Source organism: Lacticaseibacillus sp. YLM2-1, from assembly GCF_056583465.1.
On record NZ_CM152617.1, the window covers coordinates 226,053 to 242,424 of the forward strand.

Consider the following 16,372-nt stretch of genomic DNA (forward strand, 5'->3'; position numbering starts at 1 on the left):
TTTCCAATGGCAGAGAAACATGAAGCAGAGACGAAACAGACGGCAACCGATGCTGCAGTAAATGGTAAAAATACTGCTACGACTGAACAAACAGCATCAAAAGTACAGTCGACAGCCACTGATGAGTCGTCAGCAGATCAAGCAACGGCGGCTAAAAATGCACATGTGAAACAGGAAAAGCCTGCGACCACTGTGCCAGAGCTGATTGCACGGCTCACTAATAAAAATGATGAATATATTTTTAAACTACGCCGTGAGTTAAAAGACGGCGGTATGAACGCGGCGGACGAAGAAGAACTACTCAAAACGATGTTGCCCGAGATCATCACAGCGCAACGACAAGGCAAGCCAGCCAATCAGCTTTACGGACCGGTTACGGTAAAGGCAGACGAAATTCTGCATACGCCAAAACCTGAGCCTAAAAAGCCAATGTGGTTGATGGTCATTGACCAAAGTCTGTTCTTCATGTCGATTTTAGCGGTTATGTATGGGGCACTTGCCTACTTCGATACCAAGTCGCAAAATGCCGCCAGCAGCAGTTTTGTTTACTTAGTGATGTTGAGTCTAATGGCTGGTCTCTTCTTCGTTTATTATGCTGACTGGATGCAGCAAGATAAAAAGAAACGCCGCAGTGCTTGGCTTGTCTTGGGCGGCGGTGTTGTCTTAGTCGTGTCGATCACGTTCATTGGCAGTGCCTTGGCGATGCTTGACACGCCGTTCACGCGCCCAATGCCGTGGTTCGTCAATATCATTATTGGCGCCATTGCCTATGGGATTCACTGGGTCTTACAGCACCGGTATCACCTCAAAAGCTTTTTCCAGAGATAAGCTGATAGTCCGATTTCAACATCGGGTATCTACTTTTTAAAAAATCCAACAGTCGCCGAAAATGGCGGCTTTTTTTGTATTGCCAGTGAGGGAAAACGGCAAATGTTCTTGTCATTTTACATGCGAAGGTTTTAGCGGGTAAAAAACGAATGATATTAAATGACACGTCGCAACACACGATAAAAGCCGAACATTATTTTGAGAAAGCTATAGCTGATAAAATTTTGTTCGGTTCCATATGAACGATTATGAGACTTTCTTTCATTTTTAAGCCTATGATACCGGCGTTTCGAAAAAAATGGTTAGACTTGTTTGACGTGCCTAAATTCCGGTAGTACATTAGTCAACAACTAAAAATTGAAAGAGGGATTACGCTATGAGTCTTTGGGATACAAAGTTTGCCCGGCGCGGTTTTACGTTTGATGATGTGTTGTTGATACCTGCAGAAAGTCATGTTTTACCTCACGATGTCGATCTGTCTGTACAACTGGCGGACAACTTGAAGCTGAATATCCCAATCATCTCGGCGGGGATGGATACCGTTACCGAGAGTGCTATGGCAATTGCAATGGCACGCCAAGGCGGGTTGGGCGTGATTCATAAGAACATGAGCATCGAAGCACAAGCAGATGAAGTGCTGAAGGTGAAGCGCAGTGAAAATGGTGTCATTGTCGATCCATTCTTCCTGACGGCCGATAAACCGGTTAGTGATGCTGAAGATTTAATGAAAAAATATCGGATTAGCGGCGTCCCGATTGTTAATAACACCACAGATCGCAAGTTGACCGGCATCATCACCAACCGTGATCTGCGTTATGTTGATGATAAAAGTGTGCTGATTGACACGGTTATGACCAAGGAAGGGCTTGTGACCGCGCCGGCTGGCACTTCAATCGAAGATGCCGAAGCTATTTTACAGTCTCGTAAAATTGAAAAATTACCGTTGATCGATAAGGAAGGCCGCCTTAGTGGGCTGATTACGATCAAGGATATTGAAAAAGTGGTTGAATTCCCGCATGCTGCTAAAGATGCGCATGGCCGTTTGTTGGTTGCAGCAGCGGTTGGCGTTACCTCTGACACCTTTGATCGGGCGCAAGCTTTGCTTGATGCCGGTGCCGATGCGATTGTGATCGACACGGCCCATGGGCATAGTGCTGGCGTGATTCGGAAAATCAAAGAGATTCGGGAACAGTTCCCATTAGCAACTCTGATTGCCGGTAATGTGGCCACGGCTGAAGCAACGGAAGCGTTGTATGATGCTGGTGTCGATGTTGTCAAAGTTGGCATTGGCCCCGGTTCAATCTGCACAACCCGGATCGTTGCCGGTGTCGGTGTGCCACAACTGACTGCCATCTATGATGCCGCCAGTGTTGCTCGTAAGCGCGGCAAGACAATTATCGCTGACGGTGGGATCAAGTATTCCGGTGATATCGTAAAGGCTTTGGCAGCTGGCGGCAATGCCGTTATGCTCGGTTCCCTTTTGGCCGGCACTGATGAGGCACCTGGCCAGTTCGAAATTTATCAAGGCCGCCGCTTCAAGACTTATCGCGGCATGGGCTCACTTGGCGCGATGGCGCAGGCCCACGGTTCTAGTGATCGTTATTTCCAGAGCGGGGTTAACGAAGCAAACAAACTGGTTCCTGAAGGCATCGAAGGCCGCGTGGCTTACAAGGGCAGTCTCGGCGATGTGATTTTCCAAATGCTCGGTGGTATTGAATCCGGTATGGGTTATGTCGGTGCACCGAATCTTCAAGAACTCCAAGATAATGCGCAGTTCATTCAAATTACCGGTGCTGGTTTACGCGAGAGCCATCCGCATGACGTGCAGATCACACGGGAAGCACCTAACTATTCCGTTCAATAAAAGATTGGTATCACAAAAAGGCTCGTACTGCCATTGGTTGCAGTGCGGGCCTTTTTTGGTGAACGCGCTATGATTAAGAGGCTACATTCGTGCCCGATGAATCACGTCAAGTAGTTCCGTGCTGAAAGTTGTGGCCAATGTCAATGGCCAAGCGGGATTAGTGGGTACAGTTGTCAGAATGGTTTGCAGCCATTGTGCAGTTGGCAAAAGTTTCACTAACTGATGACTGGAGAATTGCGTGAATAGCAAATTAGCACTATAAAAATCAATCAGACTTTGTTGCAACTTGGCATCATGGACAGGTAGCAATAAGTCATTACTATTGTTACGATCACCCAAGAAAAGCGGTAGCGGCGCAAAATCTTGTTGTAAACTAAAAGGGGTCATTTTATGAGTCGTGGCCATCTCGGGGGTCAGGCGCAGCATGAAGACCAGTTTACGCGACGCTGTCCATAGCAGCATGTTGGCAAGGGCCGTGTCAATTGCTGTAAAGGTATATGTGTTTTTGGCCGCGGCAGGACTCGCTAAGGCTTTTGTCAACACGGTTATCGAGTCGTGGCGGGCTGATGATGCTGGTAAGACAACCTGTAGCTGACGAACACCTCGTAACCAATGGGGATGTGTGGCAAGGCGTAAGGTGAGCCATTGGGAGGATTGCCTTAATAGCCAGTAAGTACTTCCGCTTGAGCGGGCAATGTTAATGCCAGCGATGTGCATGGTTGAGGGTAAACTTGCTGTGACCATTTTTGTCAAATCTTTCAATTAGCCGCCTTCTTTCGCGATCAAATCAACACTTTTGTACCTATTCTAGCCCTGTTTTCTTAGGCTTTTCGTAAAGAATTCCCCGGTCAACTTTGGTACAATGGACTTTGATGTAACAGACCCTACAGTTCTTCTCATAAACGGAGCCAATACAATGAAAATTTTAATTGTTGACGACGATAAAGAAATCGTCGAATTACTAAGTATTTACGTTAAAAACGAAGGTTACGAACCGATTCAGGCGTATTCCGGTAAGGAAGCCATTACTAAGCTTGTGACCAATCCTGATATTGCTTTGATGATCCTCGATATTATGATGCCTAATATGTCTGGGATGGATGTTGTCAAAGAAGTCCGCAAAGATTCACAGATTCCAATCATTATCGTCTCGGCTAAAACAGCAGATATGGACAAGATTCAAGGCCTTATTACTGGAGCAGACGATTATGTCACCAAGCCATTCAATCCGCTAGAGGTCATGGCGCGCGTCAAGAGTTTGTTGCGCCGAAGTCAAAATGAGGTGACCAATACGGAACCGGATGTGCTTGAAGTCGGTCCGCTAACGATCAAAAAAGATAGTCATGAAGTCACCACCCTTACCGGCAAGCAAATTCAGCTAACCGCGCTGGAATTCGGCATTCTGTACTTGCTGGCTAGCCATCCGAATCGTGTTTTCTCGGCTGATGAGATTTTTGAACGCGTTTGGCAACAGGAATCAATCGTCTCAGCGAAAACCGTTATGGTGCATGTCTCGCATCTGCGTGACAAGATTGAAGAAGCGACCGATGGCGAGAAGGTGATCGAAACAGTTTGGGGCGTCGGCTATAAGGTTGAGGCCTAACGATCATGAGTGAAAAAGTCAAACTAACTGGTAAGGAAAAATCCGAACTTTGGATTGAAGGCATCGTAACGGTGATTCTGCTGTTAATGCTTAATTTTGCCTTGCTGGTGTTGATTAATCAGATGATCGCGCACAATCCTGGTTTGGAAAATGCTATCTGGGGTGTGAAAACGAATCTGACGTTTGGCAGCCGTGGATTTCATTTGTGGAGCTGGTCCAATCTTTTCCTAGCACTGATGGCGATTGCTGATGTCATTGTGGTGTATTGGCGACTTGCTCGGCGATATCGGCAAATGCAAATGCGTCACGTCATTGCGGAGCTACATTTTATTGCCGATGGTCATCTTGATCATCGGATTAAGTTTGAGGTCAATACGGAGTTGCAAAAGGTTGTCAGCAGCATTAACGCGCTTGTTGATTCAACCGTCAATTCAATGGCCGAGGAACGGCGGATCGAACAGAGTAAAGATGAGCTGATTACTAATGTCAGCCATGATATTCGAACGCCGCTAACGTCCATTATCGGTTATCTTGGCCTGATTGAAGATCATCAATATCGCAGTGAAGAAGAGCTACTCAAGTACACGCACACGGCTTATTTGAAGGCTAAGCAGATGAAAGTACTGGTTGAGGACCTTTTTGAGTACACCAAGGTTAAATCGACCACGACCAAGCTGAATCCCGTACGTTTTAACATGATTGCGATGCTAGAGCAACTGGCAGCTAGTTTTGAGCTGGAGGCGCATAAGAAGCATATGCGGATTCTGGTCAGCGGGGAACCTGACCCGTTGATGATGGAAGCTGATACCGAAAAATTAGGCCGAGTGTTCAACAATTTAATTGTTAATGCGCTTAAGTACGGCCAAGGCGGGCGTCACATCTTTCTTGATGCACAACGTATCGGTAGTGAAGTCGTTGTTAAGGTCTCAAATGATGGCGCACAAATTCCGAATGATGCTTTGAGTCAGTTGTTTGATCGTTTTTATCGCGTTGAGGAAAGCCGATCGCAGGAAACTGGCGGGACTGGTCTTGGGTTAGCGATTGCCCAAAGTATCATCGCTTTGCATGGCGGGTATATTTATGCCGATTCTAGCCCGGAGATAACAAGCTTTGTGATTCATTTACCATTAAAAGTTGGCGCTTCGCTGACAGACAATAAAAATAAATCTAATGAGGAAGCAGGAAAGTCAAAATGAAGAAGTTGATGCGCGGGTTGATTGCCGCAGTGGTGGCGGTATTGATGATTGGGGGTGCTGCGCCAGCAATGTCTGTATCTGCGGCAGAGAGCAGCGATACCAATCTAGTTGACGCCAAGGCAGCAGTAGCCATTGAACCGACTACTGGCAAGATATTATATGCTAAGAATGCCAGCAGTGTTTTACCAATTGCATCTATGACCAAAATGTTGAGCATTGAGTTGGTGCTTGACGCAATTAAGTCCGGTAAGATCAATTGGGATGACAAAGTGACACTGAATAACGCAATCTGGGAACTCAGTCAGAATCGTGACCTTAGTAATGTACCGTTGCGGCGCGATGGCTCTTATTCAGTCCGCGAACTGTACGATGCTTCTTTAATTTATTCGGCGAATGCAGCGATGATGTTATTAGCTGAAAAAGTAGCGGGTAGTCAGGAGAAATTTGTCAGTCAGATGACTGCAAAACTCAATAGCTGGGGTATCACCGATGCAAAAATTGTCAACGTTACCGGTTTGAATAACAGCCAATTGAAAGATGCTAAGGTACCCGGTACAGATGATAACGCGGAGAACGAAATGTCCGCAAAAGATATGGCCCAGGTGGCACAACATTTACTGAAAGATCATCCAGAAGTCCTTAAGACCACGAGTATTGCTAAACAGACATTCCGTAAGGGAACCAGTGATGCGATCGATATGGAAAATTGGAACTGGATGCTCAAGGGCCTAGTGTCTTATGATAAGAACCTCCCAGTTGATGGCTTGAAGACAGGTACTTCTGATGCCGCTGGGGATTGTTTTACAGGGACGGTTGAGAAAAATGGCATGCGAATTATTACGGTTATCTTGCATGCAAATGGTGATGCTAAAACTCGCCGTTTTGATCAAACCAAAAAATTGATGACCAATGTTTTGGAAAATTGGAAAACGATGACGTTAGCTGAAGCTGGTCAGGGGATTAAAGGGTACGACAGCGTCAAGGTCAATCGTGGTCAATCACGGACAACGCCGATTGCGCCGTCAACCAAGGCTGTTGCTGTTGTGCCATCTAACAGCAGCAAACAATCACTTCAATATACTTACACGCCAGCAAAAGGCGTGAAGAAGAATACTGTCGAAGCACCAGTCAAAAAAGGTACCACGATTGCGCAGCTGGAAGTTAGCGCCAAAGGTGACAACCTTGGCTTTGTCGGCAGTTCAGCAAGCGAAGGCATTACCTTAAAGACCACCAAGACCGATAACAAAGCAAACTTCTTTGTCCTGATCTTCCGTGGCATTGGCGATTTCTTCAGCAATATTTTCTAGTCCAGCAGTTACCTCATTGATCCAAAAACGAAAAAGTGGTGAATGTCCTGAACTCTGAATGGAGATCATCACGTTCACCTTTTTTGCAACAAGTAGAGAGTTAGTTTTCAGATAAAAAAGAAGGCATTGAAATGGTCACCTATCACGAGATCACGCCAACAGGTTTGGCTAACTTGAAGCAGGAAGTTGAAGACCTTAAAACTATTCGGCCTGCAAAGATCAAGAACTTGGCCGATGCGGCAGCGTTGGGGGATCGCTCGGAAAATGCGGAATATAGCGCTGCTAAGCGTGAGTTGCGCCAGCTAGAAGGCCGATTGCGATATCTGGATAAACTCATTCGTTATGCTAAAGTCACGCACCCGGCCGCTAGTGATATTGCCGATATTGGCAATAGGATCACACTTAAGTTCGATGATGACGAGGACCAAGCGACTTATGAACTTGTCGGCCCTGCCGAAGCTGGGATGGGCCAAGACAAGCTTGCCATCAATTCTCCCTTGGGCGCCGCTATTCGGCAGCACCACGCAGGCGATACCGTCACGGTGACAGCGCCAAGCGGTTCGTATCAGGTGACGTTAATGAACATTGCATCTGCATAAAAAAAGATAATCAATGAACTTTGAGCATGAACCAAGACGGCACACAGATAGTCGTGACAGTCCGACTGGTTTAATGCCAGTACCGCGCTTATGCTATAATGAAGCTTGAATTCACGGCATATAAAAAGGAGTAGCAGCCCAATGGCACTATCACTTAGAGCATGTATCTTATTATTAAAGGAACATCATCTGCTAAAGAGTGCAGCAATTCAGAATACTGAAGATGTCGATATGACCGGCATCGCCTATGATTCACGCAAGGTCTCTGGACCAACGCTGTTTTTCTGCAAAGGCGATAAGTTCCGACCAATTTATCTTTCCATGGCCAAGGACAACGGTGCGCGAACTTATGTTGCCGAGAAACCTTACGTTGAAGGCAACGGCTTAAACGCCTTGATCGTGCGGAATATTACTAAAGCAATGGCGATTTTGAGCGCTGCTTTCTTTGATTATCCGCAAGATGATTTGTTTGTGATCGCTTATACAGGAACCAAGGGGAAAACCACAGCTTCCTATTTTACAGAAGCTATTTTAAATGAGGCTCGTCCACGACACATCGCGCTTTTTTCTACAATTGATACGGTTGTTGGTCCTGAGCCCGATCAGCGTTTCAAGTCTAATCTGACAACGCCAGAGAGCCTCGATCTTTTCCGCGATATGCGCGAGGCTGTCGAAAACGGTATGACCCATCTCGTGATGGAAGTGTCGAGTCAGGCATATTTGCGCAATCGCGTTTTTGGATTGACGTATGACGTCGGCTTCTTCCTGAACATTACGCCAGATCACATCGGACCGAATGAACATCCAACCTTTGCTAATTACTTACACAACAAGCTGCAATTGTTGGTCAATGCGCGCAAAGTGGTCATTAATGCCGAAACCGAGCATTTTGACCAGGTTTATGCTGCCGCAACGACCACCACTTATCCAGAAAGTATCTACCTGTTTGCCAGTGCTGGCTTCAGACCTAAACGCGATGATATCGATATTGATTTTCGCTTTGATAGTCAGGAAGCTGACGTTGCTGAGAGTCGTTTCACTTTAGTACCAGTCACGGAAAAAGCAGCAGCATTGAACATCGGCGGTCACTACTCGCTTGCTTTGATTGGTGATTTTAACGAAAGTAACGCGACGGCTGCTATTATTGGTGCTGGATTGGCTGGTGTGGATGCATCTGCCGCTGTTCCCGGTATTGCAAAAGTTAAAATCCCCGGTCGCATGGAGCATACGAAAGTTGCCGGACATGGTGCTGTCTATGTTGATTATGCGCACAATTACGCTAGTATGAAGGCGTTATTGTCGTTTTTGAAACACGCTTACAAGGATCCTCGATTACTGGTTGTGGTTGGATCCCCCGGTGATAAAGGTGTTTCTCGTCGTCCCGGATTTGCTAAGGTTCTCACTGAGTTTGCAACTGAGGCATTCTTGACTACCGACGATCCTGGGTACGAAGATCCAGCAAACATCATTGAGGAAATCGATAGTAAAATCGATCATAGCAAAGTTAAAGTACACAAAGTGCTTGATCGGCAAAGGGCCATTGCTGAAGCTATTAGCGACAGCAGACCAAATGATATCGTGGTGGTGGCTGGCAAAGGGGCCGACCCCTATCAAAAGGTACGCGGCGTCAACACACCATGGCCAACAGACATGGCTGTTGTAAAGCAAGTCGCTAAATCGCTACAGGAAGGCTGATACGAATGCGTCAATTTTTCACCGTTATTGGCGGCATGGGCACGCCGGCAACCGAGAGTTATGTCCGTTTGTTAAACCAGCGTACCCACGCGCACAGCGATCAGGAATATCTGAATTACATTCTGGTTAACGATGCGACTGTTCCTGACCGTACGGATTACATTTTGGATCATAGCAAGCCTAGCTTTTATCCGGATTTGTTGGAAGACATTCAAGATCAAAGTTTACTCAATCCGGAGTTCATGGTCATTGTCTGCAACACGGCTCATTATTTCTATGACCAATTAGCCGCAGCGACACCGATTCCATTGCTACACATGCCACATTTAGCCATCAGCGATATGTGTGAGCGTTTTCCAGATGAAAAGCGGGTGGGACTGATTGCGACCCAAGGGACGATCCAAGACGGCATTTACAGTCATGAAATCGAAACTAGCGGGCGTGAAGTCGTTCTTGGCGATCAGGCGCTGCAAGACATGGTCACTGAGTTGATTTATAAATACGTCAAGGAAAAGGGCGAAGTCAACGCGGCCCTGTATCATCGTATTCTTCAACGGATGCATGACGATTTTAATGTCAACGTTATTGTCCTTGGCTGTACTGAGCTATCGTTTGCACAGGAAAAAGCCGGTGATCATCCGTATCATGTGATTGATGCGCAAAGCATTATTGTTGATAAAACAATTGCGTTAGGCAAAGCTTTCCGTCAAAGTGAAGCAGCTGGAAAGGCATTGTTGAATCAAATGATGGCGCGTTAATAGCGTGTTAAAAGAAGGTGCTTGGTTTTGCTAGATGTCTTAGCAACCAAGCATTTTTTGAATGCTAAGAAAGACGACTGATCAGGATATCGCTATTTTTGACTGATGCAAGTGTGACGCTGGGCTGCTAACACATTCAATCAACTACTTACTTGTGGTAAGCTTATAGTAGTACCCAGTAAAGGAGATGCTCATTTTGGCACATTTAACCAAATTGACCGACACATATACATTAAGTAATGGTGTTAAGATTCCGATCGTCGGGTTCGGCACTTGGCAGACCCCTGATGGCGACGTTGCCAAGCATAGTGTCGAAGCGGCATTGGCTGCAGGCTATCGTCATATTGACACGGCGGCTGCTTACGGTAACGAAGAAAGCGTTGGTGCAGGTTTGCGCGCATCCGGCGTACCTCGCGATCAGATCTTCTTAACCACTAAGCTTTGGAATGGTGATCACGGTTACGAGGCGACTAAAGCAGCGCTAGATAAATCACTCAAGAAACTGGGCGTTGATTATGTGGATCTATATTTAATTCATTGGCCAAACCCGATTAAGTTCCGTGATAATTGGGAAGAAACTAATGCAGGGTCATGGAAGGCCATGGAAGAAGCCTACAAAGCCGGCAAAGTTCGAGCAATTGGGGTTTCAAACTTCCGCGCCAAGCACATTGACGCTTTGCTAAAAACAGCTACTGTTAAGCCAATGGTTAACCAGATTTTCTTGAATCCAAGTGATTTGCAGCCAGAAGTTGTGGCGTATAATGACGCCCATGATATTTTAAGTGAAGCGTACAGCCCACTTGGCACAGGCAAAATTTTCCAAGTTGATGCCTTAAGGAAAATTGCCGCACGCTATCACAAGAGTGTTGCTCAGATCGTCCTCCGCTGGTCATTGCAACATGGTTTCTTACCATTGCCAAAATCCGTTCATGACGATCGGATTAAGGAAAACACCGAGTTGTTCGATTTTGAACTGAGCCATCATGATATGACCTTGATTGATGCTTTGCACGGTGAAGCCGGCTTAGCAACTGACCCAGATACAACGGATTTCTAAGGCAAGCGTCTATATAAGGGGATTCAGTGTAACTGATTGCTTAATGATCAAGTATTCCTGATGAACTTATAAATAAAAAATGACTTCATTCCAAATTTTGGGGAATGAAGTCATTTTTGTTTTTATTGTGTGTCAGGTGAATGCCGCAACAGCTGATTGAGGCGTTCAACTAGATGAAAAGCGGGGTTATTTATCGGCTGACTCGGAAACGATGCTGCCTGTTTGTGCATTAATTAGCTGAACGTCATTTTCAGCAAGAAAGTCGATATACTTGGGCGCAATGTCGCCATAGGTGATAATGGCATCAATGTCCTTCAAAGTACCATAGGTCAGTAATGAAACACGATCAAACTTAGTGTGATCGATTAACAGTATTTTTTGATGCGCTTTTTTAAAAATCTCAGATTTAATCAAATATTCGTTATATTCAGAGTTTGACAGCCCTCTAGTAATAGAAATGCCTGTTGCTGCCATAAAGGCTTTGCCAATATTAAAGCGACTGAAAATATTCATATTGTCAATTCCTGTAAAGGACTGGGTTCGTCGATCAAAATTCATGCCAATAATGACCAACTTAATATTCCCAAGGGGAGCAGCTTTATTAATGATCTCTAAATTGTTAGTGACGAGTGTAAATGAAAACTCGGAAGGTAAATAGGCGCCCATTTCAGCCGTTGTTGTACCAGAGTCAATGAAAATCAAATCGTCTGGTTCGATTAATTGCGCAGCGGCTCGACCAATTTGACGTTTTTCGGAGGGAGCAGAAAGTTGCCGTTCACTATAGATGGTTAGCGCGTTGGGCTTCGCTCTGTTAAAGGTAGCAGTGACACCGCCGTATACTTTTTTGACAGTACCAGCATCGATTAAGTTAGCAAGATCTCTACGGAGTGTGCTAGGGGCTATAGAAAATTTGTCTTCGAGTTCCTTCATGGAAGCAGTTCTGACTTCGTTAATATAATGCTGCATCGCATCAATTCGTTCTTTTCTAAGCATGGATGTCACCTTCCTTTCTAAACAATTGGTCAACCTGATTATAGCATAAGGCGGTCAACTTAATGACCATATTTTGACTAAAAGAAGAACACCTATTTATTGATCAAGTGACTTTATCAATAAATTGAGAGTTTGGCTAATACAATCAAGCCTGAATGAATTCGACCGCGTGATTTTCGCCGTTGTCTCAGACATGATCAATAGCATCGATTAGAATCATGCGAAACCAAGTTCCTAAAAAATCTAGAAATCGTGATTCTTCGTAGGCAAGGGGATGGCCACAAATGAACGTTTAAACATACTGCATTTTGAGTGGTAGCATGCTGAATAACTGTTTGAACTGACTTAATCATACCATCGTGCGAATTCACATTTCATCTTTTAAGACGTATATAGATAAATGGTGAACATGTTGTGAACAAGTGTTGAGTACATTTTAGTTGACTTTGATCTGATTAAACTCTATGATGGCAATGTGATCATAAAGTAAGCGCTTAATTCGTTGCTCTTATAAAGCTTTAGTCAGTTTGGAGGGTTTAAGAAATGCGCAAAGAATTAGAAGCCGTTGCGAACAAAGCCGATGTTGCACTCGCTGCACAAAAAGAAGCGGCTATGCTTTCGGAAAAACTGCCTAAGTCAGCTCGTAAACGACTACGCATTATTTCAGTGATTGCCACTTTTGGCGGCATGCTGTTCGGGTATGATACGGGTGTGATTAATGGCGCACTACCATTTATGACGCGAGCAAGTGAACTTAACATGTCGCCTGGAATGGAAGGATTTGTTGCCAGCTCATTAACACTTGGTGCTGCATTCGGTGCAATGCTGACTGGGAGAATCTCTGATCGAAAAGGGCGCCATAAAGTCATCACTGGCTTAGCCATGTTGTTTGTCGTTTCAACCATTGCATCTGCGTTATCACCAAATGCCCCTATATTAGCTGGTGTTCGCTTTATTCTAGGGCTGGCAGTTGGCGGAGCTTCGGTGATCGTGCCAACATTCTTGGCTGAGGTGGCGCCATCGAACCTGCGCGGAAGAATTGTGACGCAAAATGAGTTCATGATTGTGTCAGGACAACTTTTGGCCTTTGTCTTTAATGCTATTTTGGGCACAACTTTGGGACACATTCCCGGCATTTGGCGTTGGATGCTCGTATTGGCGACCATACCGGCCATCATTTTATGGATAGGCATGAGCTTTGTGCCTGAGTCACCTCGATGGTTAGCAGCAAATGGTAAATTGGATCAAGCGTTAAAAGTATTGCGTGAAATCAGAACAGAAGCACAGGCTAAAGATGAAATGGAAAAAATCAAAATTTCATTGAAATCAGCGCAGGAAGTTGGAAATGCTTCGATTAAGGATTTAAAGATTTCCTGGATTCGGCGCTTGGTCTTAATCGGCATTGGGTTAGGCATCATGCAACAAATTGTCGGGATTAATGTCATGATGTATTACGGCACGACGATTTTGCAAACAACTGGTTTCGGACAAAATGCGGCATTAATTGCGAATATTTTAAATGGTGTTACGTCTGTCGTTGCAACCATTGTGACTATGCATTTGATGAGCAAGTTTAAACGGCGACAGATGCTTTTAACTGGTATCAGTGGAACGTTGTTTTCGCTGGTCGGCATTACGTTAACTAGCCATTTTCTAAATGGCAGTCCCTTGTTACCTTATGCGACAATTCTGTTGACCATCATTTATTTAGCCTTTTTCCAAGGAGCTTTAGGGCCGCTAACTTGGTTATTATTGTCAGAGATTTACCCAGCCCGTCTTCGTGGATTGGGCATGGGCTTTGCGACCTTCTTCTTGTGGATCAGTAACTTCTTTGTCGGTTATTTCTTCCCAGTTATGTTGGCAGGACTGGGCATGTCGAATACCTTCCTAGTTTTCGTTGGCGCCAATATTCTCTCATTGATCTTTGCTTGGAAATTTGCTCCGGAAACCGCAGGCAGATCTTTGGAAGAAATTGAACTGGATAATAAATACGATGACAAGTTTCCTGAAGAAAGTCAGATTAACAAGAACTAGCTAAGCATCATTTTCGGAATATTTGAAAGCGCTTTAATGAGTGCCGTTACTTCTGCATTGAAGGGAGAAACTCGAAATGGATACAACTAAGCAAAATGTTAAGACGCTAAAGAATTTTATCAATGGTAAATGGGTGGATGCAAAAACAGAAACTTTTGAGAATGTTTATAACCCGGCCACTGGAGATGTTTTGGCGCGAGTGCCACATTCGACTAGTGAAGACGTAGCAGATGCTGTTACGGCAGCAAAAGAGGCTTTTAAGATTTGGCAAAAGGTTTCAATTCCAAAGCGTGCGAAGATTCTTTTCAAATACCAACAATTATTGGTTGAGCACCAAGAAGAACTTGGGCGAATCGTCACTGAAGAGAACGGAAAAAGCCTTGACGAAGCAGTTGCTGAAGTTGGACGAGGTATTGAAAACGTTGAATTTGCTGCTGGTGTGCCGACTTTGATGATGGGAGATTCATTGTCATCAGTGGCCACTGATGTAGAAGCCACGAATTATCGTTATCCAATTGGGGTTGTTGGCGGCATTACGCCATTTAACTTTCCCATGATGGTGCCTTGCTGGATGTTTCCAATGGCTGTAGCAACTGGTAATACGTTTATTCTGAAACCATCTGAAAAAACACCGCTAACGAGTCAGCGGTTGGTTGAACTTTTTCAAGAAGCGGGCTTACCGGATGGCGTGCTCAACATCGTTAATGGTGCGGTTGATGTTGTTAATGGCATTTTAGATCATCCAGACATCAAGGCCATTAGTTTCGTTGGTTCTGAACGTGTCGGCGAGTACGTTTATAAACGAGGCAGTGACCATTTGAAGCGGGTTCAGGCTTTAACGGGAGCCAAGAATCATACGATTGTTCTGGCCGATGCCGATTTGGATGCAGCGGTTAAAGGCATTATTAGCTCCTCATTCGGCTCAGCTGGTGAACGATGCATGGCGACATCTGTCTTGGTCCTTCAAGATGAGATTGCTGACAAGTTTATGGCGAAGTTTACGCAAGCGGCAAAGGATATCAAGATTGGCAACGGCCTTGATAAAGGTGTCTTCTTGGGACCGGTTATTCGCAAAGAAAATCAAGAGCGAACATTGAACTACATCCAAACAGGGGTCAAAGAAGGCGCCAAGCTTGTGTTGGATGGTTCAGCAGAAGCCAAGAAACATGATGGGTATTTTGTCGGACCGACTATTTTTGAAGATGTCAAAACAGATATGACCATTTGGCATGATGAAATGTTTGCGCCGGTTCTCTCGGTTATACGGGCAAAGGACTTGCCACAAGCGGTTGCGATCGCCAACACGTCTGAATTGGCTAATGGGGCGTGCTTGTTTACAGATTCTGCAGCTTCCATCCGTTACTTTAGGGAAAATATTGATGCAGGCATGTTGGGTATCAATTTAGGTGTTCCTGCACCGATTGCAGTGTTCCCGTTCTCTGGCTGGAAACATTCTTTCTTTGGCACCTTACATGCTAATGGTAAAGACAGTGTGGACTTTTATACGCATAAGAAAGTTGTGACCGCTCGATATGATCAGCGGCGTTTCAAGTAGACGATGAACAGGATAAGGGTAAGACACTTACAAGGGGGATTATCATGAGCCTGTTATATCACAAGCAAAATCAGGAACTGTCTTCAGGTGTTCGGCTGATTCAGGATGTGAATGCAAGCAACTCACCGATGAAATATACAGCCGTCAAGGTTCTGGAATTTTCTGCAGATAGTTCGTATGAAGAAACCTTGGAAGCATTCGAAGCTGGCATTGTTGTGCTGGAAGGCAAAGTAACTATCACTGCTGACGATCAAACTTTTGAAGATGTTGGTCAACGAACTTCGATTTTTGACAAAATCCCCACAGACAGTGTGTATGTCAGCACGGGTTTAGCATTTGGTATTAGGGCCAAGCAGGCTGCCAAAATCTTGATTGCCTATGCACCAACGAATCAAACGTTTCCGGTTCGGCTAATTCGAGGGAATATTCATCAGGTTGAACATCGCGGGAAGTACAACAATAAACGGCTTGTGCAGAATATTTTGCCGGACAATCTTCCTTTTGCCGACAAGCTTTTATTAGTGGAAGTTTATACGGACTCGGCGAACTGGTCGAGTTACCCGCCTCACAGGCATGATCATGATGATTTGCCAGCAGAGTCACTGTTAGAGGAAATTTATTATCATGAAATGCGACCTAAACAAGGATTCGTTTTTCAGCGTGTGTACACGGATGATTTGAGTTTAGATGAAACGATGGCTGTGCAAAATCAAGATGTTGTTGTGGTGCCAAAGGGATATCACCCAGTGGGTGTACCTGACGGCTATGACAGTTATTATCTCAACGTCATGGCAGGCCCGACGCGTGTCTGGCATTTTCACAATGCGCCGGAACATGTGTGGATTATTGATCGGCAATAAGTAACCGAGATTATTTTTAAAGG

Annotated in this window: 14 protein-coding genes; 12 read left to right on the top strand and 2 right to left on the bottom strand. The window is 45.0% G+C overall.

Annotated features, from left to right (window positions below):
* Positions 1-6 precede the first annotated feature (6 nt).
* Together AC07KQ_RS01135 and guaB are read left to right on the top strand one after the other, a co-directional pair.
* Positions 7-828, top strand: coding sequence for a DUF1129 domain-containing protein (locus AC07KQ_RS01135; RefSeq protein WP_003562951.1), 822 nt, complete (start codon positions 7-9; stop codon positions 826-828).
* Between the two features lie 376 nt (positions 829-1,204).
* A complete protein-coding gene (gene guaB / locus AC07KQ_RS01140; protein WP_003562953.1) occupies positions 1,205-2,692 on the top strand; it encodes an IMP dehydrogenase in 1,488 nt (495 codons plus the stop codon).
* A gap of 81 nt (positions 2,693-2,773) precedes the next feature.
* On the opposite strand, the gene AC07KQ_RS01145 is transcribed toward guaB, so the two are convergent.
* Positions 2,774-3,454, bottom strand: a complete 681-nt coding sequence (locus AC07KQ_RS01145; RefSeq protein ID WP_274991065.1) for a hypothetical protein — start codon at positions 3,452-3,454, stop codon at positions 2,774-2,776.
* 154 nt (positions 3,455-3,608) lie between these two features.
* Between AC07KQ_RS01145 and croR the strand changes: the two genes are divergently transcribed.
* The 7 genes from croR (at position 3,609) to AC07KQ_RS01180 (ending at position 10,907) form a co-directional block, all read left to right on the top strand.
* Positions 3,609-4,295: a response regulator transcription factor CroR gene (gene croR, locus AC07KQ_RS01150; protein WP_003562957.1), complete on the top strand. Its 687-nt coding sequence runs from the start codon at positions 3,609-3,611 to the stop codon at positions 4,293-4,295.
* A gap of 5 nt (positions 4,296-4,300) precedes the next feature.
* Positions 4,301-5,491, top strand: coding sequence for a sensor histidine kinase (locus tag AC07KQ_RS01155; protein WP_003562959.1), 1,191 nt, complete (start codon positions 4,301-4,303; stop codon positions 5,489-5,491).
* Entirely contained in the window at positions 5,488-6,798 is a 1,311-nt protein-coding gene (locus tag AC07KQ_RS01160; protein ID WP_003562961.1) for a D-alanyl-D-alanine carboxypeptidase family protein, read from the top strand. The genes AC07KQ_RS01155 and AC07KQ_RS01160 overlap by 4 nt, the downstream gene beginning before the upstream one ends.
* A gap of 131 nt (positions 6,799-6,929) precedes the next feature.
* Positions 6,930-7,397, top strand: coding sequence for a transcription elongation factor GreA (gene greA / locus AC07KQ_RS01165; protein WP_003562963.1), 468 nt, complete (start codon positions 6,930-6,932; stop codon positions 7,395-7,397).
* A gap of 141 nt (positions 7,398-7,538) precedes the next feature.
* On the top strand, positions 7,539-9,092 hold the full coding sequence (locus tag AC07KQ_RS01170; protein WP_013245366.1) for a UDP-N-acetylmuramoyl-L-alanyl-D-glutamate--2,6-diaminopimelate ligase: 1,554 nt from the start codon (positions 7,539-7,541) through the stop codon (positions 9,090-9,092).
* A gap of 5 nt (positions 9,093-9,097) precedes the next feature.
* Entirely contained in the window at positions 9,098-9,850 is a 753-nt protein-coding gene (locus AC07KQ_RS01175; RefSeq protein WP_003562967.1) for an aspartate/glutamate racemase family protein, read from the top strand.
* 196 nt (positions 9,851-10,046) lie between these two features.
* Positions 10,047-10,907: an aldo/keto reductase gene (locus tag AC07KQ_RS01180; protein ID WP_003562970.1), complete on the top strand. Its 861-nt coding sequence runs from the start codon at positions 10,047-10,049 to the stop codon at positions 10,905-10,907.
* A gap of 186 nt (positions 10,908-11,093) precedes the next feature.
* Here AC07KQ_RS01180 and AC07KQ_RS01185 read toward each other — a convergent pair whose 3' ends face one another.
* Positions 11,094-11,900: a DeoR/GlpR family DNA-binding transcription regulator gene (locus AC07KQ_RS01185; RefSeq protein ID WP_003562974.1), complete on the bottom strand. Its 807-nt coding sequence runs from the start codon at positions 11,898-11,900 to the stop codon at positions 11,094-11,096.
* Positions 11,901-12,443: 543 nt separating this feature from the next.
* Between AC07KQ_RS01185 and AC07KQ_RS01190 the strand changes: the two genes are divergently transcribed.
* From AC07KQ_RS01190 to iolB, 3 genes are all read left to right on the top strand, one after another.
* A complete protein-coding gene (locus tag AC07KQ_RS01190; protein WP_013245367.1) occupies positions 12,444-13,934 on the top strand; it encodes a sugar porter family MFS transporter in 1,491 nt (496 codons plus the stop codon).
* Positions 13,935-14,010: 76 nt separating this feature from the next.
* The gene (locus AC07KQ_RS01195) at positions 14,011-15,489 is read left to right on the top strand and encodes a CoA-acylating methylmalonate-semialdehyde dehydrogenase (RefSeq protein WP_003577405.1); all 1,479 of its coding nucleotides are present in this window, start codon (positions 14,011-14,013) and stop codon (positions 15,487-15,489) included.
* Between the two features lie 44 nt (positions 15,490-15,533).
* Positions 15,534-16,349: a 5-deoxy-glucuronate isomerase gene (gene iolB, locus AC07KQ_RS01200; RefSeq protein ID WP_003562980.1), complete on the top strand. Its 816-nt coding sequence runs from the start codon at positions 15,534-15,536 to the stop codon at positions 16,347-16,349.
* Positions 16,350-16,372: the final 23 nt, after the last annotated feature.